Source organism: Pantoea sp. S61 (assembly GCF_016625145.1).
In the GTDB taxonomy this organism is placed as follows: Bacteria; Pseudomonadota; Gammaproteobacteria; order Enterobacterales; family Enterobacteriaceae; genus Pantoea; species Pantoea rwandensis_B.
Genome location: NZ_JACVUO010000001.1, coordinates 643,131 through 668,014 on the forward strand (window position 1 = coordinate 643,131; position 24,884 = coordinate 668,014).

Here is a 24,884-nt window from a genome sequence, read left to right on the forward strand (position 1 = left end):
GCTCCTTAAGCATTTGCAGGTAAAATATGTTGGGCAACAAAACGTTGTGCGCGGGTAACGGTCTCTAACGGGGGCGCTTTCGCCGGATCCTGCTCGGCTTCCACCACCATCCAACCCTGATAGCCGCTGCGAGCGATAAACTCTGCCAACGGGCGATAGTCGATGCCGCCGTCGCCCGGCACGGTAAACATCCCCGCAAGCACCGCTTCGTTGAAGGTCATACCGGTAGCCCGCACCTGTTGCAGGCGATCCAGCCGCACATCCTTCAGATGGATGTGGCAAATGCGGTCGGCGAATTCATCAATGAGTTGCGTATAGGAGAATCCGGCAGCGGTGGCGTGGCCGGTATCCAGTAACAGGCCAACGGCGGGCGAACAGGCACTAAACAGCGCACGAATTTCTGGCAGCGTTTCGGCCACCATCATGAGATGGTGGTGATAGGCGAGGCGTAAACCGTATCGATCAAACAGGGCTTCGGCAAAGCGGGAAAGGCGATCGGCATAGTCGGCGACCTGACTCTCCGGCAACAAACGTCGGGTGCTCAGTGGCACATCCAGCGCGTTGTCAGCCATCCAGCCGCATTCGCCGTACACCATCACGTTGGCACCATTTTCCTGCAGCAGGGCGGCATGGTTGTGCACCGCATCCAGTTCCTGCTCAACGCTGCGTTCGGTGAGAAATCCGTCATGCCAGCCCGACACCAGTTGCAGTTGATGTTGTGCCAACAACTGCTTCAATGCGCCCGGTTCGCGCGGGAATATGCGACTCAGCTCGACGCCCTGAAATCCGGCCTGTTTCGCTTCCTTCAAACAGTGTTCGGCCGAGGTACCTGCGCCAAGGTATTGCAGAACTTCATTGACCCAGGAGAGAGGGCTGACGCCGAGTTGCGGTGCGGGGTGCCCAGCGCGGTAAAACGCATCTTTTATCATTTGCTTTGATCCTGTAGGGGAGATAGCGAAGAAATTACCGGATGCGAGGAGGGGCAGCGAGGGGTTATTTGAGGTAAAACCTTCAATTTCTGAAGGTAAAGCGTCAAAAAATAATGCTGTTTTCTGGTCAGGAAAAAGGGTGAGTAAACAGAGGGATAGGGCGGTAAAGCAGGATCATACTGAAGTGGGCGGCGACTCAGCCGCCCAGCTACATTTAGAACGACATGGTCACGCCAGCGTAATAGGCGCGACCCGGTTCGTTATAGGTCACAGCACCGGTCGCTTCGCGGTAGATACGTTTATCAAACAGGTTGTTGATACCCGCATTAGCGCGAAGATTTTTAGTGATGTCGTAATTCAGGTTAAGGCCGACCACAGAATAGGGCTTGATTTCTTTCGTGGTCATGTTGGTGACATCCGTGTTGGTCTCCGCAAACTGGCGCGGTTTCTGGCGACCATACTGCGTCCAGTTGACGTTGGCACTCAGATCCTGTGTTGCCTGCCACTCCAGCTGTGAGTTAATGGTGAACTCTGGAATGATGGAGAGCGGATTACCGGTGTCTTTACTTTCCGAGCGGAACATATAGGTCGCGTTGGTACGCCATTCCAGCGTATCGGCCACTAATGGGATAGTCAGGTTACCTTCCAATCCTTCCACAATCGCCTTGCCGCCGTTTTCCCAGCGCAGCACGTTGTAGCCCGCTTCAGAATAGACAGGATCGCTGCCCGCGACGATTTTGTTTTTGTAATCGTTACGGAAATAGGTGATACCCGCCACATAACCTTCATTGCTGAATTCAATGCCAATCTCTTTGTTAACGCTGGTTTCCGGATCCAGATCGTCATTGCCCAGCAGATAGCATTGCGTCAGACCGATTGGGCAACCGTTGCCGCGTGTAGAAAGCAGGTAACCCGGCGTTGATTGATACAGGTTGGGTGCTTTAAATACGCGCGCGATACCGGCTTTCAGCGTGAAATTGTCACCCAGGCCCTGAGAAATGTTAAGGCTTGGACTCCAGTTTGCACCGAACTGATCGTGATAATCGAAGCGCAGCCCAGGAATCACCTCGGTGCTATCCGTCGCGGCGATATTGTCTTCAAAGAAGAGCGAACTGATGGTCGCGTCGTTTTTGCTGCTGCGCTGAGACGGATCGCCAGAACTGCCAGGCAGCGTCACGCCGTTGGCGGTTTGTGTGAGCATCGAAGCCGGATCGTTCAGCTCATCACGGTTCCATTCCGCTCCGAGGGTGACGGTCTGGTCCACCAACAGTTGCAACGGGAAGCTGACTTCACCGCCGGCGCGGTAGCTCTCCAGTCGGCTGGTGGCATACTCATCGGTGTTAATCATCCCTTCAGTACGGCCCGCGGTACCCTCCTTAAGGCGCGTATTATTGGTCTTCTCGTAATTGAAGTTGACTTTCGAGGTGCCCCAATCCCAGATGCCGTTGTGCGTAATGCCATAACTTTGGCGATAAAGGCGGTTGGTTTCATCACCATAAAGTGATTCCACCAACCCGCCGGTGCTGGCATTACTGTTGCTGTTCTGGGTGTCACCGGCGTAGATGTTGCCCTGACGGCTGTAGCCATAAGAGAAATCAACAACCTGCAAAGGCGTGATTTTCCATGACAGCACGCCATTGATATCTTTATTACGCACGCCTTCACGGCCCGCCGCGTAGGAACCATTTTCAGCCGTGTTGATGTCAAACGCATCCGCATCGGTGCGGTTGATATTGCCATACAGACGCATGGTTAACGCATCGCCAGCCAGTGGGCCACTCAGATTAAAGTTGGCGCGACGCGTGTCACCCTCTTTGCTGTTTTCAGGCTGATTGGTGAACAGTGACAGCGATCCATGCCAGTCATTGGTCGGACGCTTAGTGATGATGTTCACCACGCCGCCAGCCGCACCGGAACCGTAACGCGCGGCGGCTGGGCCGCGAATCACTTCAATACGTTCAACCATCTCCGCTGGCACCCAGTTGGTATCACCACGCGAGTCACGCTCGCCACGCCAGCTGTAACGCACTGAGTTACGTGAACTCACCGGCACGCCATCGATCATGATTAAGGTGTTTTCCGGGCCCATGCCGCGAATATCAATCTGGCGGTTATTGCCACGGCTGCCGCTGGCGCCGTTGCCGGTCAGATTGACGCCGGGCATTTTGCGGATGATGTCGGAGAGGTCGTTAACCGGCGGGCTTTTCTTGATGTCTTCAGCGGTAATGGTGGAAACGCCAGGTTGCTGCTTCAAACCCTGTTCCGCAGTGACGATCATCGATTCATCGTCAGCCAGTTTTTCCGTAGGTTCTGCGGCATAAGCAGGTGAAGTGAGTAGGGCTGCCACCATCAATGCTAGCGGGCGCTTCCTGACATACAAAGTTACATTCACTTAAATCTTCTCCCTGAAGTATTAACATATGTAAGCAAATGCGCATGATAATGAGAATGCTTATCATTGTATATGTGCTAATGAAGCGTCTCCTTTATTTCTCCATGATTGGTGCTAAATGCGGGTAAGCGTGAAGAAACGTAAAGTCAGAGTGAAGTTTGCGCTTAAAAACTTTGCGGAGAAAAAGCGTTCATCAAATTGTCATCAATTCGTTGCAAATCAGCAGACTAAAATTAGTGATAACGCACAGTAACTACATGGGAATCTGTTTAATTTCGAGCCTGCACCAAAAAGGGTGCCTGGGACTCTCATCAATCAAGGAGAAAGTGTGCGCCATATCATACAAACCTTTACATTCCTGCTGCTGATTTTGTTCACTATTCCTGTTGCCAGAGCCGCCGATAAAATGGATTTCTGGCTGCAACCTCAACATGGCGGCAACAGCTTCAATCGCATTCCACCCAATACCGCTTATTTTAACGCTCTCCACACTTATGGTGCCTCTTGGGTGCGGCTCTCGTGGGATAAATGGCCGACCAGACAACGTGATTTCCTGCTGGGCAGTGCGGATCGCTACCAGGGATTAGTGGCGGAAGATGTCGCAACCTTGAGAAATGTGCTGGATCACGCTGAGGCAGCAGGGTTGAAAGTGGTGATTACGCCGCTTTCCTTACCCGGCATGCGCTGGTCACAAAATAACGGCGGACAGTTTGACGACCGGCTGTGGCAAGACAAGGCTTTCTGGCAGCAAAGTGCCCGTTATTGGCGCGATCTTGCGGCCGCATTGAAAGACCACCCTGCAGTGGCGGCATACAACATCATTAATGAACCCGCGCCGGAGAAAATGGGCGGTCTGGACGAACATGCGCCTGCCGTGACCATGAAAAGCTGGTATCTGCAGCAGAAGGGCACCGCACGCGATTTACCGAGTTTTTACCGAACCGTGATTACGGCGATTCGCGAAGTTGATCCACAGACGCCGGTGATGGTCGACAGTGGCTGGTACGCTGCCGCCGATGCCTTCACGTATTGGCCGCAGCCGCTTGAAGATAAACGTGTGTTATATAGCGTGCACATGTATGAGCCTTATTCCGCCACCAGTGCACCAAACGCCAAACGGAAAACGCCCTGGCCTTATCCGGGCAAAGTGCCGTTTGCGGGATCGCAGCAACAGTGGGATGCACAACGCGTAGCAGAATATTTAGCGCTACCGTTTGAGTGGGCGAAATCGCACGGTGTGGCCCGCCATCAAATGGTGGTTGGGGAGTTCGGTTGTGTCCGCAGCTTACCAGGGTGCACACAATATCTGGAGGATGTGTTGAAGGTGCTGGATCAGCAGCAGGCGCATTGGGCGTTCTACAGCTTCCGGGAAGACAGTTGGGATGGCATGGATTACGAATTGGGTGACAAGAAAGCGCCGTGGCAATATTGGCAGGCTGTGGAGCAGAATCTACCCGATACCATTCCACGCCATGCGACTAAAGAGTTTGAGCCTATCCGCAAACGCTTAGAACGATAATGTCTTGTTAAGAAGAAAATGGTCGATAGCCGCTGCAAAAGCAGGCCGTTGAATACCTGACTAAATCTGAATACCTTACCTGACACCGCGCCATCATTGGCGCGGCCATCCCCGTAACCACGGGCGTCACCTTCTATTCCCGAATTCTGGCAATAGATATCCGTTTTTCGCATTTGTGATCGCTGCACATCTTACTGAGAATGGCTCCGGGACGTTCAGAGGATGACAATTTCTTTCCACCGAGTGGTGAGGAAGAAGAAAAATACATCGCTACCTCAACGCCTTTTCCCAACAGGGAAACATTTATATATATCAGGAGAAGGTTCCAGTGAAACTCGCCAAAGGTATCACCTTGCTTGCATTTGCATTGAGTGCGCACACCGCGTTTGCCGCCGATCAATCCGTGCCGACTGACAGTTCAATCCATGTTCAGGCCGATCCTGCGCTGAAAAGCCTGCTGCCGGCGGATGTGGTAAAGCGCGGCTATATCGTGGCAGGAACCAACCCAAATACACCGCCAACGACCTTCTATAAAGAAGACAACAAAACCCTGGCCGGCCGTGAAATTGACGTGATGAACGCCGTGGGTGAACGCTTAGGGATCCAGGTCCAGTGGCGTGACACCGGCGGTTTCGACAACATCATTCCAGGTTTGAAGACCGGTCGTTATGACGTGGCACTGTCTAACATTAACGCCACACCAACCCGCGCGAAAATCATCGATTTCGTCAGCTACTACGATGCCAGCCGATTGGGCATTATCTCGCGTAAGGATGCCAATGTGGCACCCTTCAAAACGCTGGACGACGTGTGTGGCAAAGAAGTCGGCGCAGGTTCAGGTACCACGCAGGTAACGCGTCTGGAAGAAGCCAGCAAAGCCTGTGAAGCAGCGGGTAAAAAACCGATCAAAGTATCCGTGTTCCCGGACCGTCCAGCCGGTGTTCAGGCTGTCGTCAGTGGTCGCGTGCCAATGTTCCTCGGCCCGTACGAAGGTCTGCTGTGGCAGGCGAAGGTGATTAAGCCTATCACCCTGAGCGGCGAAATCACCGTGCATGACGCGCCAGTTTCTGTGGCCTTCCCGAAAGATTCCGCGCTGGAGCCTGCGGTGCAAGCGGCGCTTAACTCGCTGATCAAAGATGGTAGCTACCAGAAGATCCTCGACAACTGGGGCATCGGATTTGGCGCTGTTAAAGAATCCAAACGTAATCAGGAAATCTTTCAATGAGTGATGTACGTGACCACACCGACGATCTACGAATCGTCGGCAAACGTTACTACGGACGCTGGCTGAGTGCGCTGGTGGTGCTGTTGTGCGTCGTGGCAATGGCGCACTCGATGATTAACAATCCACGCTTCGAATGGGGCGTGATTGCGGAAAACTTCACCGGCGCATCGATCCTGCAGGGCGTATTAATGACGCTGCAACTGACGGCGATTTCGGTGGTGCTGGGCTTTGCTTTTGGTACGGTGCTGGCGCTGATGCGCCTCTCATCTAACCCCGTGCTGGTGGGCGTGAGTTGGTTCTACACCTGGTTCTTCCGGGGTGTGCCGATGCTGGTACAGCTTTTCCTGTGGTACAACATTGCCGCGCTCTATCCGACGATTTCACTCTCTATTCCGGGATTGGGCGAGCTGTGGAGTACCCAGTCTAATGCGCTGGTGAGTCCATTCAGTGCGGCAGTGATCGCGCTGGTGATGCATCAGTCCGCTTATGCCGCAGAAATTGTGCGTGCCGGTATTCAAAGCGTGGGTAACGGGCAACTGGAAGCCGCACGTGCGCTGGGTTACCGCCCCGCGCAGATTTTCCGTCACACCGTGTTGCCGCAGGCGATGCGCGCCATCATGCCACCTGCCGGTAACGAAATTATCGGTCAGTTGAAAACCACTGCCGTCGTGTCGGTGATTTCGCTGCAAGACGTGCTGTTCTCCGCGCAGATCATCTATCAGCGTACCTATGAAGTGATCCCGCTGCTGCTGGTGGCGACGCTGTGGTATCTGCTGATGACCTCAGTACTGTCGATTGGTCAGTTCTACGTTGAACGTTATTTTGGTCGTGGCGTTACGCGTCGTGAAAAACGCAGCCTGTTTAAATCCTTGCCGGGCTTTAGCGCGCAAAAACCTGAAAGGAGCGTAAGCAATGGCTGAAGCGATCGCCTTACGTAAAGTCACTAAACGCTTCTCCGGGGTCACGATTCTGGACGAAGTGAATCTGGATATTCCCGCCGGTTCTGTCACGGTCATTCTTGGGCCTTCCGGTTCGGGGAAATCCACCTTGCTGCGCTGCATCAACCACCTGGAAAAGCTGGATGGCGGCACCATTCGTATTGGTGGCGAAATCATTGGCTACAAGCAGAAAGGCCAGGCTCTGCATGAGTTAAGCAGCGGTGAGATTGCGCGTCAGCGTGCGCAAATTGGCATGGTGTTCCAGCAGTTCAATCTGTTCCCGCATCGCACGGTGTTACAGAACATCGTGGATGCACCGATGCGCGTGAAAAAGCAGAACCGCCAACAGGCGACCAGCAAAGCGCTGTCACTGCTCAAGCAGGTGGGGCTGGCAGGGCGCGAAGAGGAGTGGCCGCAGAATCTTTCGGGTGGACAGCAACAGCGCGTGGCCATTGCGCGTGCGCTGGCGATGGACCCGGGAGTGATGCTGTTTGATGAGCCGACATCGGCGCTTGACCCGGAACTGGTGGGCGAAGTGTTGCAGGTGATAAAGCAACTGGCGCACTCCGGCATCACCATGGTGATTGTGACGCACGAGATTGGTTTCGCGCGCGAGGTTGCCGACAACATTGTCTTTATGGAAGATGGCAAAATCGTGGCGGCTGGACCCACTCAGCAAGTCCTCGACGACCCGGAAAACGGGCGCGTAAGAAACTTTATTGCAACGGTGCTTTAAGCACCGTTTTTCATTTTTGACAGCCAGGAACAGTGATGACGCAAAAATCAGTCATGCATAGCGCCCACTGGGGTGCATTTCATGCCCAGCAATCGGGCGATCAGCTCACCATCGAACCTTTTAAAGGCGATCCCGACCCCAGCCCGCTGCTGCAAAATTTCCGCACCGCTTTAAATCATCCGGCACGCGTCTCTCGCCCGATGGTGCGTCGTGGCTGGCTGGAAGATGGCCCCGGCCCCGATCAGCGCCGGGGTAATGACGCATATGTGGCCGTGAGCTGGGAGCAGGCTTACGAATTAGTGGCGCGTGAACTGAAGCGCGTGGGCGACACTTACGGCCCGGAAGGGATTTTTGGCGGTTCTTACGGCTGGTCGAGCGCTGGCCGTTATCATCACGCACAGAGCCAGGTGCACCGTTTTCTCAATACCACACTGGGTGGTTACGTACGTTCAGTGAACAGTTACAGTTCGGGCTCTGCTTCGGTACTGCTGCCACACATCGTCGGCGACATGAATGAGATTGCGCGACGCGGCGTGAGCTGGGAAGAGATTGCTAAACACAGTGAAATCGTCATCGCCTTCGGCGGCCTGGCACTGAAAAACTCTCAGGTGGCAAGCGGCGGATTAAGCGAGCACACCGAACGTAGCTTTATGCAGCAGGCCGCACAGCGCGGCACGCGTTTTATCTCGGTTAGCCCGCTGAAAAGCGATCTACCGGAGGAGGCCAAAGGAGAGTGGCTGGCCTTACGTCCGGGCACCGATGCTGCCTTTATTCTCGGTGTGCTCTCGGTATTGATTGATGAAAAACTGACGGATGAAGCCTTCCTCAGTCGCTATACCGTGGGCTGGCCGGAGATGGTCGCTTATATCCGTGGTGAAGAGGATGGCACGCGACGCGATGCCGACTGGGCGGCAGAGATCTGCGGCGTCAACGCAGCGTTTATCACTGATTTTGCCCGTCACTTACCCGGTAAGCGTGTGCTGGTCACCGTTGCGCACGCACTGCAACGTTCGGAGCACGGTGAACAACCGGTGTGGCTTGGGCTGGTTCTGGCCGCGGCGCTAGGCCAACCGGGTTTACCGGGCGGTGGTTACACCTATGCGCTGGGCGCGTTGGGTCATTACGGTAAGCATCACAACCTGGTGAGTTTCCCGGCTTTACCGCAGGGCAAAAATGGCATCGATCGTCTGATCCCGGTGGCGCGAATTTCGGACATGTTGCTCAATCCCGGCAAACCATTCGACTACAATGGCCGCCGCCTGACCTATCCGCATATTCGTCTGGCTTACTGGGCGGGCGGCAATCCGTTCCACCATCATCAGGATCTGGCACGGTTGCGACAGGCATTTTGCCAATTGGATACACTGATTGTGCATGAGATTGCCTGGACGGCCAGTGCACGCCATGCCGATATCGTGTTGCCCGCGACCATGACGCTGGAGCGAGAAGATATCGGCGGTGCGCCAACCGATCGCCATCTGTTTGCTATGCAACCGGTCGCGCAACCGCACGGCGAAGCCAAAGATGATTACACCATTTTTGCCGAGCTGGCGCGCAGGCTGGGACGTGAAGAGGCGTTTACTGAAGGTCGCGATACGCGTGGCTGGCTGAAACACCATTACGCGCAGTTGCAGCAAAAGCTGGCAACACATCAGATCGACATCCCCGACTTTGAACAATTCTGGCAGCAGGGCGTGCTGGAATTGCCGCAGCTTAAAGACGGTGGACGGATGATGAATGCTTTCCGCGCCGATCCGGATGCGGCACCACTGCCCACACCGAGCGGAAAAATCGAAATCTACTCAGCGACGATCGCCAGTTTCGATTATGAAAACTGTCCCGGACATCCGGTGTGGCGAGAGCCGCAGCAAAAGCCAGATGCCGACCATCCGTTCTGGCTCATTGCCAATCAGCCCGCGACGCGCTTGCACAGCCAGCTGGATTTCGGTGATTACAGCCTGAGTGGTAAACGCGATGGGCGTGAGGTGTGCAGCCTGAATCTGGATGATGCGGCATCTCTGGGGATTCAAGACGGCGAGATTATTGAGCTTTATAACCAGCGTGGTCACGTACTCGCCAGCGCACGCGTGACCGATACGGTGATGCCGGGCGTGGTGCAGTTGCCAACGGGTGCCTGGTACGATCCGGTCGATCCCACCGCGCTGAGGCCGTTATGCCGCCACGGCAACCCGAATGTGCTGACGCTGGATATTGGCACCTCATCGCTGACACAGGGTTGCAGTGGTCAAATAACGGTGGTGCAGGTGCGTAAATACGCTGGAGAACTGACGCCGGTGCAGGCGTTTATCCCACCGCAAAGTTAGCATGACCTATGGGCGGCCAACGGGCCGCCCCGGAATATTAATCTGCTAACTGCAGCCACATCACTCGCAGACGATGCCCATCAGGATCGATAGCCGTGAAGGTGTAGCCAAAATCCATCTCGGTCGGCGACTGTACAATGGTGATCTCGCGAAACGCACCCCATTCGTTATAGAGGAAATCGACGTCAGCTTTGTGCTGCACTTTAAAAGTGATTTCACCGTTGGCCGAAAACGGTTGCGTATCCACCGGCGGTTGAACGGTGTATTTCGACCACAAACCCAGCTTGAATCCGTTCTCAAAAACAAACATCGCAAAAGTGGGCGTGACGTTGATCGGCTTGATATCAAACAGCGATGCATAAAAGTCAGCGCTTTTGACGACGTTCGGTACATAAAGGATGGTCATATCAGCAGTAAACATGGCTTTTTCTCCTTGTGGGTTTACGGCTGCATAGTACGAGGCGGCTGTGACAGATTCTGTCAGTAGCCACAGCCAGACTGCTATGTACCCTTATCCTGACTTGATGAACCTGAACGCTAAAAAAGGTGAGATCCACCTAGTAGGTCTAGGGACTGGGTAGGTCTAGGGACTGGAATTTTTTTTATGCCATCTTCCGTCACTCCCTTTTTCGTACTTATGCTTGACTGCAGCCCAGGCCACTTTATGTGATACTTCCTCACGGGAGCTGTCATCCTTGCGGTCTTTTTTCTCTTTGTACTCATCCCATGCACTGTTGAAAGCCTCAAGGTAAATGTCCTGAGCATGTGCAGGAAGGACATGCCTGACGCTGTCTGGCAGAGAATCGCGTGATTTATACGGCATGAACGGCCTCCTATGATTAGAGAGTTAAGCCTGGTTCAGATATGATATTTTTCAATGTGCATTGCAGGAGCCGTGATTAAAAGATTAAAGTTGGAAAAATACCTTTTTACATTAATAAATTGAATTCTACTATTTAGTTAAACCCCTTCAATTCTGTTAAATAGAATCGAAACGGTTCGCCTGACACGTATGCATTTTTAGGTGTCTCCAAATTGCGCTAAATATCATCCTTTAACACAAGCCAGTCGCCGTTAGGCTTGTTTTTTTATATATCAGGTCCAGAATTTACGGGGTGTCCAGGCCACAAACGCAGTGCGTTTGTTTCCATAAAGGAGAGAGCAATGAGTAAGAAAATAGCCGTTTTGATTACTGATGACTTTGAAGATTCTGAGTTCACGTCACCCGCGCAAGCTTATGAAAAAGCGGGCCATGAAGTCATTACCATTGAGATGCAGGCAGGCAAAACTGTGAAAGGAAAACAGGGCAAAGCGGAAGTCACTATCGACAGGGACATTGATCACGTCAATGCCGCTGAGTTTGATGCGCTTCTGTTGCCTGGCGGACATTCACCCGATTCACTTCGTGGCGACGACCGGTTCGTTAACTTTACTAAAGAGTTTGTTGCCAGTGGTAAACCCGTGTTTGCCATTTGTCATGGCCCGCAACTGCTGATTAGCGCGAATGGCGTGCGGGGCCGCAAGATGACTTGCGTTAAGGCAATCGCTATTGATCTGCGTAATGCAGGAGCTGACTTTTATGATAAAGAAGTCGTTGTTGATGACGATAAACTGGTCACCAGCCGCACGCCCGATGATTTACCTGCATTTAATCGTGAAGCATTGCGGATCCTCAATGCGGCCTGATTTTTTTAAGCAACTAACCTGAAAGAAATGGTGTAAATGGTCGCAAGTATGGCGACCGTTTACCATCAATAAAATTAAAAAAATCGTAAATTTCCTTATGAGATAGCATCTTTAATAAACGATATTCTTATGTTATTTAAAATTTCATCATGGTTTCTGGATTCCAACTTTAAGAGTGGTGGGGTGGCAAAAATATTATGGCTATCGTGCTGCATCCATTTAGTTTTCTTATTGAACACATTCCCTTTCCTGCTGGCGTAGGATTTAACGGGGTGTCAACTGTCAGTGCTGGCTGCAGGCATCCTGACATAATCTGTTAAAAGGGTGTGCTGTCTTGCTGCCGACTTAGGCTAAACGTCGGCAGCACACCTAATTATTCTCATCTGGCGTGTGGCCCACGACAATCTGAAGGCAGTTTCGCAGGACATCCTGGTGGATCGGATTATTTTTACTCTCAAGCTCATTTACCAGAGCCAGAATGATGGCTCTGTTATTCACATGTCCGGTTGTCGCCACTAGTTTCCTGACGATGCTGCCTATAATTGCGGCTTCGGTAGCGTATTGTTCATCGGGACTGTCCAGATAGTTTTGAAGCGCCGGGCCGACTCGGGTTTGAGGCATGTTGCTCTCCAGCTGCGCGTCGCAATGGGGGGCGGGCGGCAGTGAAACAGGCGGTCTGATGACCAGTATCTGATCAGGCTTTCCTCACCGCTTCCGGTAACGAGGCATGTCAGAGTATCCCTGTGTGGCGCATTCGTAGCACGGTACATAGTTTGAAACGTTGCCGTTTTAATAAAAGACCGCTGAGCCAGGAAAAAATAACGACCGCTGAAAGTGACATCCGTACTATTTTCAAGGGCGTTTCGAAGCTTCATTCGTTACGTGCGACTGTGTTTTGCCCGGTGACTGTAACTGATAATTATGATTATGCACGCATTATCTGAATAAATTATTTTAGCTGCATTTTATTTGGCTTAGGTGTCTGTTTAATTCATGAATTAAGCTTAACTGTTCCATTGGTTATGGTTTCATCTGAACTCAGATTAAAAATAATTTCAGATATTTAAAAGGATTTTCAGAAATATCCACTACATTGGCAATGTTCATTCTACATCATCAGTTTAGCCCCTTTGTTTCAATAACAAACAGAAAGTTTAATAGGAAAAGTGTGCATAATCATCATGCTGAAATCCGTCTCTGCGTAAATGAAATTCGCCGCCTTGCTGCCACGTACCAGTCAGGAAATGTACTCAGCGAGGTCAAAAGACAGGTTGATGAAGCAATACATAACCTTGCAGGAACACTGAGCAGGGACCGCTCCTGCAGAATGGCTGTATGGTCCCAGATGAACGTAGATCTCCAGAGTTATATATCTAATCTTTCAGATCCACGATGGCTCGACGTTATCAACCATGCCAGACATCGGGTAAAAACCAGACGGTATACAGTAAAGACAGGGATGAGCTAACGACGTGATGTTTTTAGTAATGATAACTAAATGCATTCGCATAATATTTAACTATGATGAATTTGACTTAAAGTTGATTGGGGTGCACAAAGTCGTAAATTAATTTCCATTACGGGATAAAATAATTAGGGGGTTTGTCTTTTTAACTCTATCCTGAAATCAGGAACAATGCTGGTTCCGTATTGAAGGTGCAGTTTATACCACCCGACTCTGTGTCGGGTTTTTTTATATTTTTTTACCAATGAATCAATATCCTTACTGCGTCTTTCTTATCCTGTAATTTGCTTTACTGTACCCTCAACTGATCTTGAGCGAATGATTCCTGGCTGCAGATTTCATTTAAAAACTGGTCTCTGACTTTTGTTTCATCTCACTTTTATTTTATGAATAGAGAGACAGCATAAGTGCCTGAGACATGACGCTTCACGCCATGTGTAAACCATCCGGGCACAGCTCAACCAAAAAGCTCAATAAATAATGTGGAGACTGACTTAACTTTTTATGCAGGCTCGGCCACTCACTAAGCTTTTCGATAACGACTTCATTGACGATGGCCTGGTATGTAGAAGCTGATCGCAGGTAGGCATGTGTCGACTACAATCGTAGTGACGTTAACCACAGGGAGCTGTAATGAAAGATAACACTCAGACATCAAACGACGCCGCTTCAGAACCCGTACACGTCTGCATATTGCAAAGTGGTGCCGCCTGGAATGGCCAGCCCTATGAGGAATATCCAGCCGGTAAGCCGCAGATATCGGTGATGCTCATGACACTGCCTCCACATACTGATTTGCCGTGGCACACGCATCCTATGCCTAACACAGCATACGTTCTGTCCGGTCAGTTAACGATTGAAGATAAAGAAACAGGCCAGACACAATCTTTTAATGCCGGTGAAGCTTTAAATGAAACCGTTAACAGTGCACATCGCGGTTACACAACGGATAAGACCACAGAGCTGATCATCTTCTATGCTGGTGTGGAAGGGCAGGAATTGAGTGAGCCTTTACCCGGAGAAAAACCTGAGTTTTGAGGTAATTGCCAGTTAATCTCTCTTGAAGCACGCTGCGGTTGCATGACGGACATAACTCACCATGAGTGAGAACAGTGAGAATCCAGCGATACTGATGCAGTCTGCCGTCTGGCTCGCGACTTCGTTGATCCTCTATTAGGGTTAGTGAATCACTAAGCCACGGGAGGATATATGCAATCTGTTACCGCAACCAACGAGCTGGCGTTGCTAGATCGCTACTGGCGTGCAGCTAACTACCTTTCAGTTGGCCAAATCTATCTGATGGATAATCCTCTTCTTCGCGAGCCTCTCAAACCGGAACATATCAAGCCTCGCCTGCTGGGCCACTGGGGTACCACACCGGGACTGAATTTTATTTATGCCCACCTCAACCGGATCATTCGCCAGCGCGACCTCAATTTACTGTATGTCTGTGGACCCGGTCATGGTGGGCCGGGCATGGTGGCCAACACCTGGCTTGAGGGCAGCTACAGCGAAATCTATCCGCATATCTCGGACGATGCGGAAGGAATGCAGCGCCTGTTCAGGCAGTTCTCTTTTCCAGGTGGTATCCCCAGCCACGCCGCACCTGAAACGCCAGGATCGATAAATGAAGGGGGCGAACTGGGCTATTCCCTGTCACATGCTTTTGGCGCCGCCTTCGACCATCCCGAATTGATTGTGCCGTGCGTGATTGGTGATGGTGAAGCGGAGACGGGGCCACTGGCTGCCAGCTGGCAAGGAATCAAGTTCCTCAATGCCCAGCGAGATGGCGCGGTACTGCCGATCCTGCATCTCAACGGCTACAAGATTGCCAACCCCACTCTTCTCGGCCGCAGCAGCGACGAGGATTTAGAGCAGCTCTTCAGCGGTTACGGATATGAACCGCTCTTTGTCAGTGGTCATGAACCTGCGGATATGCATCAGCAAATGGGTGCAGCGCTCGACAATGCCTTCAGCAAAATTCAGGATTATCAGCAGGAAGCCCGCAACGGCATAGCGTCAGAGACGATACCACGCTGGCCGATGATAGTGCTGCGCAGTCCAAAAGGCTGGACCGGGCCGAAACAAGTGGACGGAAAGAAAGTCGAGGATTTCTGGCGCGCGCATCAGGTGCCGGTTTCCGCCTGCCGCGAGAATGATGAACACCGGGCGGTCCTGGAAAAATGGATGCGCAGCTATGAGCCGGAAACGCTGTTCGACGAGAACGGTAAACTGATGCCTGAACTGCGGGCGCTGGCACCTGAGGGCAGCAAACGAATGGGTGCGACACCTTACGCCAACGGTGGCCGACTCCGACGAGAACTGGTCACCCCGGATATTCGCGACTTTGCCTTTGATACGGGATCCCCCGGCAGCAGAGCCGGGGAAGCCACCGCGCAGTTTGCCCGCTATCTCAGTGAAATATTTAAGCAGAATCAGGATAACTTCCGGCTGTTCGGTCCCGACGAAACGGCATCAAACCGGTTATCCCCGGTATTTGATGTCACCAGCCGCACCTGGATGGCGCCGCTCAAAGATTATGATGAGCAACTGGCGCGTGACGGGCGCGTAATGGAAATTCTCAGTGAGCATCAGTGTCAGGGCTGGCTGGAGGGCTATCTGCTGACGGGGCGGCATGGGCTGTTTAACTGCTATGAAGCGTTTATCCATATCATCGACTCGATGTTCAATCAGCACGCCAAATGGCTCAAGGTCACCCGTAAGCTGGGATGGCGAAAGCCCGTTTCATCGCTGAACTACCTGCTCTCATCCCACGTCTGGCGCCAGGACCATAACGGTTACAGCCATCAGGATCCTGGATTTATCGATCACGTTGCCAACAAAAAAGCTGACATCGTGCGTATCTATCTGCCGCCTGATGCCAACACGCTGTTGTGGGTCGGCGACCACTGCCTCAATACGTGGGACCGTATCAATGTCATTGTGGCCGGCAAACAGCCCTCACCGCAGTGGCTCGATATGCCTGCCGCCATTGCCCACTGTGAAGCCGGGATGGGTGAGTGGGGCTGGGCGAGTGACGCAGGGGAACCAGACGTGGTAATGGCTTGTGCCGGGGATGTGCCCACCATGGAGACGATGGCAGCGGTGGATCTGCTGCGCAACTATTTGCCGGATTTGCGCATCCGGGTCGTCAATGTGGTCGATTTGCTCGCCCTGCAGACGCAGGAGCAGCATCCTCACGGTAAGTCTGAAGCCGCGTTTGATGCGCTCTTCACGCGTGATAAACCAGTCATCTTTGCCTTCCACGGTTATCCCAGCCTCATTCATCGTCTGACCTACCAGCGAAACAATCACAGTAACTTCCACGTGCATGGCTTCAATGAGGAAGGCACGACCACGACACCATTTGACATGACCGTGCTGAACGAGCTTGACCGCTATCATCTGGCACAGTCAGCCATTCTTCACGTCCCGGGGCTGGCCGAACGGCACCCTGAGTTGCTGGATGACTTACAGGAGCGGATTGCGGAACACCATCGCTACGTGCGCGAACATGGAGAAGACGTGCCCGAAGTCAGGGAATGGAAATGGTCAGGCAAAGGCAGCAACAACTGAGAGCGCTGCGGGCCTGGAATGCGTCTTCTTACCCCCTGACCCCAGAAAGGAAATGAAACCATGAGCATAAAAACCAGTGATTTCTTTGTCCAGCGTCTGAAAGAGTGGGGCGTAACCCGCATCTATGGCTATCCGGGTGATGGCATCAATGGCGTTCTGGGCGCAATCCAGCGTGCTAACGAGAAGGGCGACGGAATCGAGTTTATCCAGGTTCGTCACGAAGAGATGGCGGCCTTTATGGCGGCAGGTCATGCCAAATTTACGGGCGAACTGGGTGTGTGTTTATCAACCGGAGGGCCGGGCGCGACACATCTTCTGACCGGGCTCTATGATGCCAAAATGGATCATGCGCCTGTGCTGGCGATTGCTGGTCAGGCTGAGTCGACCGCGCGAGGCGCCAGTTATCAGCAGGAGATGAATCTCGATCGCGTGTTTGCGGATGTGGCCAATTTTGTACAGGAAGCTGCCGCACCGGCTCAGGTCCGGCACCTTGTCGATCGCGGCGTGCGCATCGCTCAGGCACAAAACGGGGTCGCTGTGCTGATTATCCCCAAAGATATTCAGGATGAGGAGTGGCAGGCGCCTCTTCATTTGCACGGATTCACCCATTCTGGCAGTGGCTACCAGCGTCCCAAAATAATTCCTTATGAGGCCGACCTGCAGCGTGCGGCAGACGTCCTGAACGCCGGAAAAAAAGTGGCGATCCTTATAGGCTCGGGTGCACGTGGTGCTGCGGTAGAGGTGGTGCAGGCGGCGAATCAGCTGGGCGCGGGTGTGGCTAAGGCCCTGCTGGGGAAAGACGTACTCCCGGACGATGCCCCGTTTGTGACGGGCTCCATTGGTCTTCTGGGCACCAAACCTTCCTGGGAAATGATGCAGAACTGCGATACGTTGCTGATGATTGGCAGTGGTTTCCCGTGGACAGAGTTTCTGCCTGAAGAGGGGCAGGCGCGTGCCGTGCAGATAGATATCGATCCCGCTATGCTCGGCCTGCGTTACCCTTGTGAGGTCAATCTGCACGGTGATGCCGCTGAAACCCTGCGTGCGCTTCTTCCACTGATCGAACAAAAGCAGGATCGCAGCTGGCAGGAACAGATTGCTGTGCAGGTGCAGGACTGGTGGAAGCAGATGGAGGAGCGTGCGCTGGCGCCTGCTAGCCCGGTTAACCCCCAGCGCGTGGTCTGGGAAATGTCTCCGCAGCTGCCTGACAACGCCATCGTCACGTCGGATTCCGGTTCCTGCGCTAACTGGTTTGCGCGAGATTACCGCGTTAAGCAGGGACAACGGGCGACGCTCTCCGGCGGGCTGGCCTGTATGGGGGCGGCAGTGCCTTATGCGATTGCGGCCAAGTTTGCTCATCCTGAACGTCCGGTTGTCGCGCTGGTCGGTGACGGCGCAATGCAGATGAATAATATGGCGGAACTGATCACCATTCAGAAGTACTGGCAGCAGTGGACTGATGGCCGGCTGATCGTCTGCGTTTTCAATAATCAGGATTTAAATCAGGTGACATGGGAGCAGCGCGTGATGGAAGGCAATCCGCGTTTTGAAGCCACGCAGCAACTGCCCGACGTGAAATATGCGGCGTTTGCCGAATCGCTTGGGCTGGTGGGCATTTATGTTGATAACCCTGAGCAACTGGCAAGTGCATGGCAGCGTGCGCTGAGCGCTGACCGGCCGGTGCTACTTGAAGTGAAAACGGATCCTGAAGTCGCACCCTTACCCCCACATATCACGCTTAATCAGGCTAAGGCATTCATGTCATCAATGGTGAAGGGCGATCGGGGGGCATCACAGGTTATCAAGGATACGGCCAGCCAGTTATTCAGTAAAAAGCATAATTAACGAATATAGGTGTTCAGAAATTTTTTCTTCTGAACACCCTGAGTGCGTCATCAATCAGGCTGTTTATCGCCTGACTCTGGCGCATTTCTTTCGTCATCTTTGGGCTGTTTTTCGGGTGTTTTCCGCGGATTGTAATCGGGATTATCACCTTTAACGGGACGGTCGGTCATATTGCTCTCCTCGTTTTAACTTGATGAGTACTGAGTGTAGTTAAATGCTCACTGAGGAGCCAAGCGGTCAGACAGATTAAGAGCTCCTGACATACATCGTCAGTGCGCTGTTGTTGGCCAAATCAAACAACACAGACTTTCAATTTGGTCCACCATGATGAGTTTGCGAAACTGCGAGGGGAAATTTCGGCTTTGAATTGAGATACGGAAAACAAACATCCCTGTCGGTCGTGGGCTCTACTTTTAAATGGTGCGTTATGTCCTGTCAGATATATCAGTATCCGCAGGTCATCTATACATCAAAGATTACAGTTTACTTTAAATATCCTTTAAATTTTCAACGTGCTCTTTAAAATCTCTTTGCACTTTTGGACTTAAAGGATTAACTGACGCGTTGCCATCTTCATCAATAATTATTCGATCTCCCTCTTCAAAAGACTCTCGCATATCCTGTTGACTCATAACCTGTAAAAGGGATTCGGGACTGCTGAACAAAGAAGATAAAAATCGAAACATAATCAGACTCCGCGGAGGGAAGAAGGGGATAATGGCAGATAAATGAAGGTGTAGATCTTTCTGGGGAAGATAAAAATTAAAAAACGCGATCTTTCAAAGTAATCCACACGACAAGCGAAACCGTTAATCAGGATCAACATTGCGTTCAGAAATAAAAAAACGGTGCGATTTTTAGCAGTCGCACCGCTTAGTCAACCGACCAAATTACACACGAGGAAAACAGAACATTGATATTCAATTCAAAAATTTCAGTCAGAGCAGGCAGGGACGCTCCCTGCTGTATATTCACACAAAGGGGAGGTAGTGCGCCCTTTGCAATTTATTTCACTGCAACTCAGGAAGAACCGCGGTGGCTGTTTTGACCACCTTTTTTACCGGCTTCGGACGCTTTGTTGCGGTCATTTTTAAAATTACCACCGCTATGTTGCCCGCCTTTTTTTCCTGCTTCAGAAGCCCTTTCTTTATCTTCTGCAAAGTTGCCTGAACCGCCTCTATGTTGAGTCATAATACTGCCTCTTCATGAGTAATAAATAACATGACGGCATATATACGTCATGTGCGTGTTGCGTTATTAATATTAATATATCCTCGCGGACATGCAAGCGCGACGGTTATATTTCTGCGCGCTGTACTTTAATGTGCCATATTTAATTCTCTGGTCATCCAAATTAAAACGAAGCGTCACTATGCTTCGGTTATTTACAGGAATCTAAAGATGAAAGCGATTGTTTATAATGGGCCTTTTGATGTCTCCGTTAAAAATGTGCCTGATGCGAAAATTGAACGTGCCACGGATGCGCTTATTCGCATCACAACCACCAATATCTGCGGCTCTGATTTACATATGTATGAAGGGCGGACCAGCTTTGAACAGGGCCGTATTTTCGGTCATGAAAATCTAGGGGAAGTGATTGAGGTGGGGAATGGCGTTGAGCGCATCAAGGTAGGGGATCGTGTCTGTATGCCCTTTAATGTGGGTTGTGGGTTTTGTGAAAATTGTGAGAGGGGCCTGACGGGGTTCTGCCTGACGGCAAACCCCGGCAGTGCCGGTGCCGCGTATGGCTTTGCTGAAATGGGGCCCTGGGACGGTGGTCAGGCTGAGTTATTACGGGTGCCGTTTGCAGACTTCAACTGTCTGGTCCTGCCTGAGGACGCATTTGATAAAGAGGAAGACTACGTCATGCTCTCTGATATTTTTCCGACAGGATGGCACGCAACGGAACTGGCAGGACTGCGGGCAGGGGAATCCGTCGCCATATACGGCGCGGGACCTGTGGGGTTAATGGCTGCCCACTCCGCAGTCATAAAGGGGGCCTCTCAGGTCTTTGTTATTGACACCCACAGCGATCGTCTGGCGCTGGCTGAACAGCTCGGCGCAGTGTCTGTGAATGCGGCCGGTGATGAAGCGGTACAGAAGATTCTTGAACTGACGGACGGCAGAGGCACGGACTGCGGCTGTGAATGTGTAGGGTATCAGTGCTGTAACAAGCATGGCCATGAAGACAACAGCGCCACCATGAACAGTCTTGTGGCCTCCACCAAGGCAACAGGGGGCATCGGTGTCGTCGGGGTGTTTGTTCCTCAGGATCCGGGTGCAAAAAGTGCTCTGGCTCAGGAAGGAAAAATGCCTTTCGATTTTGGCAGCTTCTGGTTCAAGGGGCAGTCTATCAGAACGGGCCAGGCCAACGTCAAAGCCTATAACCGCCAGCTTGCGCGCCTGATTCATCAGGGTAAAGCCAGCCCGGGACAAATTGTTTCACACCGGTTGAGCCTTGCTGAAGCGCCTGAAGGCTACAGCAACTTTGATAAAAGAGCGCCGGGATGGACTAAGGTCATCCTGAAGCCTTAAGAGGTTGTCAGCCAAAACATGTCAGCCTTGCCAATGAACTGCAGGGCTGGCATGTTTCTCTTCGCCTACCAACCCTCTCACTGGCGCTGCTTCGCTTGAACTCCCGTTCATGGCTGCCAGGCTTATTCTTCACATATTCAAAAAGTGAGGAGTAAGTATGTCGAGATTTTCAGAAAAAGTTGTCGTGATTACCGGCGCAGGTTCCGGCATTGGTGCTGCTGCCGCAAAGCGTTTTGCCAGTGAAGGGGCTTCAGTGGTGCTGGTGGGGAGAACCCGTGAAAAACTCGAAAACGTACTCAATACACTACCTGGCTCGCAACACCTGATTGCTCAGTGTGACGTCGGCGATCCGGAACAGGTAAAAAAGCTGTCAGAACAGGTGCAGCGTTCATTTGGCAGAGTCGATGTGCTGGTGAATAACGCAGGTAGCGTGGTTCAGGGAAAAATCCATGAAGTCTCAGTCGGGGACTGGCGAAAGCTCATGAACACCGATTTGGATGGTGTTTTCCACTGCACCCATTTCTTCATGCCTGGTTTGCTTAAGACCAGGGGCAATGTTGTGAACACATCTTCGGTATCCGGACTGGGTGGTGACTGGGGAATGAGTGTGTACAATGCGGCAAAAGGTGCGGTGACTAACTTCACGCGGGCGCTGGCCATGGATTATGGCGCTGACGGGGTCCGTGTTAATGCGATTTGCCCCGGATTCACCCTGACCGACCTCACCGAAGATATGAAGGATGATAAGGCGTTGCTCGAACGCTTTTATGATCGTATCCCTTTGCAGCGCGCAGGAGAAGCTGAAGACATCGCCAGTGCTATTGCATTCATTGCCAGCGACGATGCGCGATACATTACCGGGGTGAACCTGCCAGTCGACGGTGGACTTACGGCATCCAATGGTCAGCCTAAGCAGGCTTAACTCCCCGCTAAGCATGCGCTTCACAAGCACAGGATGACATATAGAAATCTGTTAACCTGTGCTTGTTCGTGAAAAGATTAACGTTCGGCAAGCAATATCTCTGACTGAAATAGAGCGTATTTTGAATCTTAAACTGCTTTTCTGCTGCCATAAAAATACTACAGAGGGATGCATTAAAGTGTGAAAGTTTAGGGGAGGATATTCATTTCTGGGGGGTTATTTAAGTAGTACAAAAAAATCCCGTGATTTGCTGGGGGCAGCAAGTCACGGGTTAAAATTCAAGTTTCACTTTTGTGCCAGACGTCTTTTGCGCCCGACATAACTAACTTATTGAAAAGAACGTGAAGATGTTGTGCAGAAAATGTGATGTGGGCTGTTTTGACAAAACGTTACGAAATACCGGTACGCTAATATTTAAAACCATTTCTTTAGAATCTCTCCAGTTACTCATAAAAAATGACTGCACATATTTATATTCCAGATATGTCTGGTCCTGTTTTGAGAGGCGTTTGAGGTTACGACCTTTCCCTTAAACCCGAAGATGCCCTGCCTGAGGGCTGTCCTTTATCCGAACAGTTGCACGAGTAAAATTGTATTTTGAAAGACGTTACTCAGGTTATCCCGATAACTGCAGCTATGATCTGATTGCATCTGATATGTGTGTCTGTCAGTAACGATTAAGTGCGTACTGTATGTAAAGCGCGACTCCACACCCTTCGTGCACACTCAGGGCAGGCGCACACGTCCCCCGCATTGAGATTCTTGAGTGTACCGCAGCGGTTGCAGGCGAATAGACCGCTGTCAGGAATATGGGTGTAGCAGGGCCGGTGTTCGGCAGGTAAGACGGAAAGACCAGGTACAACCTCAATATCTTTGTAGAAGTACAGGCTTAACTGGCCATCGACTTCAACCAGGCCCAGCCGGATCTGCCCAAGGTGCTCCGCGCCTTTCAGACGCAACTCCATCAGGAATTCATCTTCTGAAATGTTAAGCCGGTCGAGATTTGCCGACACGTATTTCCCGTCAGCGATCAACGTCACCACGTCTCCTTCCACCAGCGTTGAGATGTAGGAAGACTTCGTCATGGCCCACGTGGTTAACCTGTAGAGAAGGAGCAGAACCACGAATACAAGAATGACCGGAAGAACGGGGACATCATCATAGAAAGTGACATCCCCGGAAGCAGATCCCAGTGTCAGTATGACTACGACCTCAAAGAGAGAAAGCTGCTGAACACCTCGTCGACCGGAGATTTTGAGGAAAATGAACACAACAGCATAAGCAATACAGACCCGAACGATGACTTCGAAAAGAAAGGTGTAAGGTTGATCATTAATCAGAAACCTATGCAGATCGAAGCCTTCCATATGCTCTCCTGACTGGGTATGCGTTATATATTTCGTTGATTGTAACTATAGACCAGCGCCGGTAAGAGAAGCGGTCTAAACTGGTTGACTGCGCTTAAGCCGGCTGGCTTATCGGTCGAGTATTTTTCATCTCGAGGATAGTTGATTCCTGCAACATTGAATGTCGCATTGAAGTATGTAAGGTTCAAGCCAAAACAGGTTTTACCAGGAAAAACCGAACGGTATAAAAAAGCGGAGATAAGAATTTCCAGTTACTGCAATAACCTGTCCTGGCTATATGAACAGGCAAGTTGATTAGCTAGGTTTAAGCAGAGAAATATCGTGAAGATGATTTTTGAATTTTTTGGCGTTTATCGCTGCGCTTATTTATTCACAGGTAAGCCGTTATTTCTGCCTTTACTGAACTTTAAAACAATCCATACGGTCATGATCTATTCTTAAATGACTATATCAGTGAGGTTATTCATGAAACACCATAATTTGAATGAGCAACGCAAGAAAGAAGGGGATGTTCATAAGGGGCTTCCTGAAGCGGCGCCAGACGCGGGCAATGCTCATGAGGAAGATGATCACCCTGCCAAAGACAACCCAAATCAACACGGTGAAATTCCGCGTACGCGGGATGACAGCAAAGACCATAAGCGGAATCCCTTCAATGATAAGTAGCGCCCGAGAAAAAAATGCTGCTCAGTTTTCAACTCAGGAGGTGAATGATGAATCTGACAAAACTGGCGAAATATCTGGACCTCACGCAGGAAGAGTTACTGCAGATGGGACTCGGTGCAGACGACATCCATCAGGAAGAAAGTCATTCTGATAACGTCAAGCCGTCGTATTACTTTAACGTGCCTGACGTGACGCCAGACCGCATTCTAGGCAAGAAAGGCTGGTCGCTGGGGCAGCGGGTACAAGTTGACGCCAGCATAATCAATGATGAGTAATAGTTCGAATTTAAACAATTTTTTTCATTCTCAACGGCAGAAACGCACTTCAGTATTCGTTCTGACATTCACGACCGTGCCTGAAGGGGCCTTTTTTTGTGCCAGATGTTACCGTCTGCGCATGCGCGTCCCAACGAGCGCCTTTCAAACAGTGAGCCTGACAACAGCCGCTATCAATGGCGATGTCTTCGGGCGTCATTTCTGTGTAAAAAGTCTCAATCACCTAAATGGATTTCATGTTGGAAAGTAAACCGCGCAGTGATGTGTGATCAGATTATACGGCCCGACAGACGTGCCGGACACATATTACGACTGCGGCTGACCGACGGGCCCCTGACCTTGTGGGCCTCCCGGCACGGACTGCTGACTTGGTGCGTGAGGGCGACCGTCAGGCCCGACTGACGGGTCTGAGTGCTGGCAACCTGCTAATGTGACCAGGCTCGCAATGATGAACATTCCACCTAAAAAACGCTTCATAAACATC

21 protein-coding genes are annotated in these 24,884 nt (G+C 51.4%); 13 read left to right on the forward strand and 8 right to left on the reverse strand.

The window, feature by feature from the left end; genetic code table 11:
• Positions 1-5: 5 nt before the first annotated feature.
• Together iolE and IAE30_RS03220 are read right to left on the reverse strand one after the other, a co-directional pair.
• Complete coding sequence (gene iolE, locus IAE30_RS03215; protein ID WP_200678205.1) at positions 6-929, reverse strand: myo-inosose-2 dehydratase; 924 nt, start codon at positions 927-929, stop codon at positions 6-8.
• Between the two features lie 214 nt (positions 930-1,143).
• Positions 1,144-3,279 carry a TonB-dependent siderophore receptor gene (locus tag IAE30_RS03220; RefSeq protein WP_200678388.1) on the reverse strand — a complete coding sequence of 712 codons (2,136 nt, stop codon included), beginning with the start codon at positions 3,277-3,279 and terminating at the stop codon, positions 1,144-1,146.
• Between the two features lie 370 nt (positions 3,280-3,649).
• Here IAE30_RS03220 and IAE30_RS03225 point away from each other — a divergent pair, with 370 nt between their 5' ends.
• The 5 genes from IAE30_RS03225 (at position 3,650) to IAE30_RS03245 (ending at position 10,063) form a co-directional block, all read left to right on the forward strand.
• A complete protein-coding gene (locus IAE30_RS03225) occupies positions 3,650-4,840 on the forward strand; it encodes a glycoside hydrolase family 5 protein (RefSeq protein ID WP_370585450.1) in 1,191 nt (396 codons plus the stop codon).
• A 328-nt stretch (positions 4,841-5,168) separates the two neighbouring features.
• On the forward strand, positions 5,169-6,065 hold the full coding sequence (locus IAE30_RS03230) for an ABC transporter substrate-binding protein (protein ID WP_200537573.1): 897 nt from the start codon (positions 5,169-5,171) through the stop codon (positions 6,063-6,065).
• A complete protein-coding gene (locus IAE30_RS03235; RefSeq protein WP_200537574.1) occupies positions 6,062-6,985 on the forward strand; it encodes an amino acid ABC transporter permease in 924 nt (307 codons plus the stop codon). Before IAE30_RS03230 ends, IAE30_RS03235 begins: the two co-directional genes overlap by 4 nt.
• A complete protein-coding gene (locus IAE30_RS03240) occupies positions 6,978-7,739 on the forward strand; it encodes an amino acid ABC transporter ATP-binding protein (RefSeq protein ID WP_045814601.1) in 762 nt (253 codons plus the stop codon). Before IAE30_RS03235 ends, IAE30_RS03240 begins: the two co-directional genes overlap by 8 nt.
• A gap of 35 nt (positions 7,740-7,774) precedes the next feature.
• Positions 7,775-10,063 carry a molybdopterin-dependent oxidoreductase gene (locus IAE30_RS03245; RefSeq protein ID WP_200678203.1) on the forward strand — a complete coding sequence of 763 codons (2,289 nt, stop codon included), beginning with the start codon at positions 7,775-7,777 and terminating at the stop codon, positions 10,061-10,063.
• Positions 10,064-10,100: 37 nt separating this feature from the next.
• Here the strand turns inward: IAE30_RS03245 and IAE30_RS03250 are convergent, their stop codons facing one another.
• The gene (locus tag IAE30_RS03250; protein ID WP_200537576.1) at positions 10,101-10,484 is read right to left on the reverse strand and encodes a VOC family protein; all 384 of its coding nucleotides are present in this window, start codon (positions 10,482-10,484) and stop codon (positions 10,101-10,103) included.
• Positions 10,485-10,646: 162 nt separating this feature from the next.
• Positions 10,647-10,886, reverse strand: coding sequence for a putative cation transport regulator ChaB (gene chaB / locus IAE30_RS03255; protein WP_200537577.1), 240 nt, complete (start codon positions 10,884-10,886; stop codon positions 10,647-10,649).
• 341 nt (positions 10,887-11,227) lie between these two features.
• Between chaB and IAE30_RS03260 the strand changes: the two genes are divergently transcribed.
• The gene (locus IAE30_RS03260) at positions 11,228-11,749 is read left to right on the forward strand and encodes a type 1 glutamine amidotransferase domain-containing protein (RefSeq protein ID WP_045814605.1); all 522 of its coding nucleotides are present in this window, start codon (positions 11,228-11,230) and stop codon (positions 11,747-11,749) included.
• Between the two features lie 369 nt (positions 11,750-12,118).
• Here the strand turns inward: IAE30_RS03260 and IAE30_RS03265 are convergent, their stop codons facing one another.
• On the reverse strand, positions 12,119-12,370 hold the full coding sequence (locus IAE30_RS03265) for a biofilm development regulator YmgB/AriR family protein (protein WP_200537578.1): 252 nt from the start codon (positions 12,368-12,370) through the stop codon (positions 12,119-12,121).
• Between the two features lie 1,477 nt (positions 12,371-13,847).
• On the opposite strand from IAE30_RS03265, the gene IAE30_RS03270 reads away from it, so the two are divergent.
• The 3 genes from IAE30_RS03270 (at position 13,848) to IAE30_RS03280 (ending at position 18,635) form a co-directional block, all read left to right on the forward strand.
• A complete protein-coding gene (locus IAE30_RS03270; protein WP_200678201.1) occupies positions 13,848-14,252 on the forward strand; it encodes a cupin domain-containing protein in 405 nt (134 codons plus the stop codon).
• Between the two features lie 171 nt (positions 14,253-14,423).
• A complete protein-coding gene (locus IAE30_RS03275) occupies positions 14,424-16,790 on the forward strand; it encodes a phosphoketolase (RefSeq protein ID WP_200678199.1) in 2,367 nt (788 codons plus the stop codon).
• A 60-nt stretch (positions 16,791-16,850) separates the two neighbouring features.
• A complete protein-coding gene (locus tag IAE30_RS03280) occupies positions 16,851-18,635 on the forward strand; it encodes a thiamine pyrophosphate-requiring protein (RefSeq protein WP_200678197.1) in 1,785 nt (594 codons plus the stop codon).
• A gap of 488 nt (positions 18,636-19,123) precedes the next feature.
• On the opposite strand, the gene IAE30_RS03285 is transcribed toward IAE30_RS03280, so the two are convergent.
• Positions 19,124-19,321 carry a hypothetical protein gene (locus IAE30_RS03285; protein WP_200537582.1) on the reverse strand — a complete coding sequence of 66 codons (198 nt, stop codon included), beginning with the start codon at positions 19,319-19,321 and terminating at the stop codon, positions 19,124-19,126.
• Between the two features lie 334 nt (positions 19,322-19,655).
• Complete coding sequence (locus IAE30_RS03290) at positions 19,656-19,826, reverse strand: general stress protein (RefSeq protein WP_075564085.1); 171 nt, start codon at positions 19,824-19,826, stop codon at positions 19,656-19,658.
• Positions 19,827-20,036: 210 nt separating this feature from the next.
• Between IAE30_RS03290 and IAE30_RS03295 the strand changes: the two genes are divergently transcribed.
• Positions 20,037-21,170, forward strand: coding sequence for a glutathione-independent formaldehyde dehydrogenase (locus tag IAE30_RS03295; protein ID WP_200678195.1), 1,134 nt, complete (start codon positions 20,037-20,039; stop codon positions 21,168-21,170).
• A 157-nt stretch (positions 21,171-21,327) separates the two neighbouring features.
• Positions 21,328-22,092: an SDR family NAD(P)-dependent oxidoreductase gene (locus IAE30_RS03300; protein ID WP_200678194.1), complete on the forward strand. Its 765-nt coding sequence runs from the start codon at positions 21,328-21,330 to the stop codon at positions 22,090-22,092.
• A 677-nt stretch (positions 22,093-22,769) separates the two neighbouring features.
• Here IAE30_RS03300 and IAE30_RS03305 read toward each other — a convergent pair.
• Positions 22,770-23,459 carry a DUF421 domain-containing protein gene (locus tag IAE30_RS03305; RefSeq protein ID WP_200678193.1) on the reverse strand — a complete coding sequence of 230 codons (690 nt, stop codon included), beginning with the start codon at positions 23,457-23,459 and terminating at the stop codon, positions 22,770-22,772.
• Between the two features lie 465 nt (positions 23,460-23,924).
• On the opposite strand from IAE30_RS03305, the gene IAE30_RS03310 reads away from it, so the two are divergent.
• Positions 23,925-24,125, forward strand: a complete 201-nt coding sequence (locus tag IAE30_RS03310) for a hypothetical protein (protein WP_200537586.1) — start codon at positions 23,925-23,927, stop codon at positions 24,123-24,125.
• A 44-nt stretch (positions 24,126-24,169) separates the two neighbouring features.
• Positions 24,170-24,400 carry a hypothetical protein gene (locus IAE30_RS03315; RefSeq protein WP_200537587.1) on the forward strand — a complete coding sequence of 77 codons (231 nt, stop codon included), beginning with the start codon at positions 24,170-24,172 and terminating at the stop codon, positions 24,398-24,400.
• Positions 24,401-24,884 lie beyond the last annotated feature (484 nt).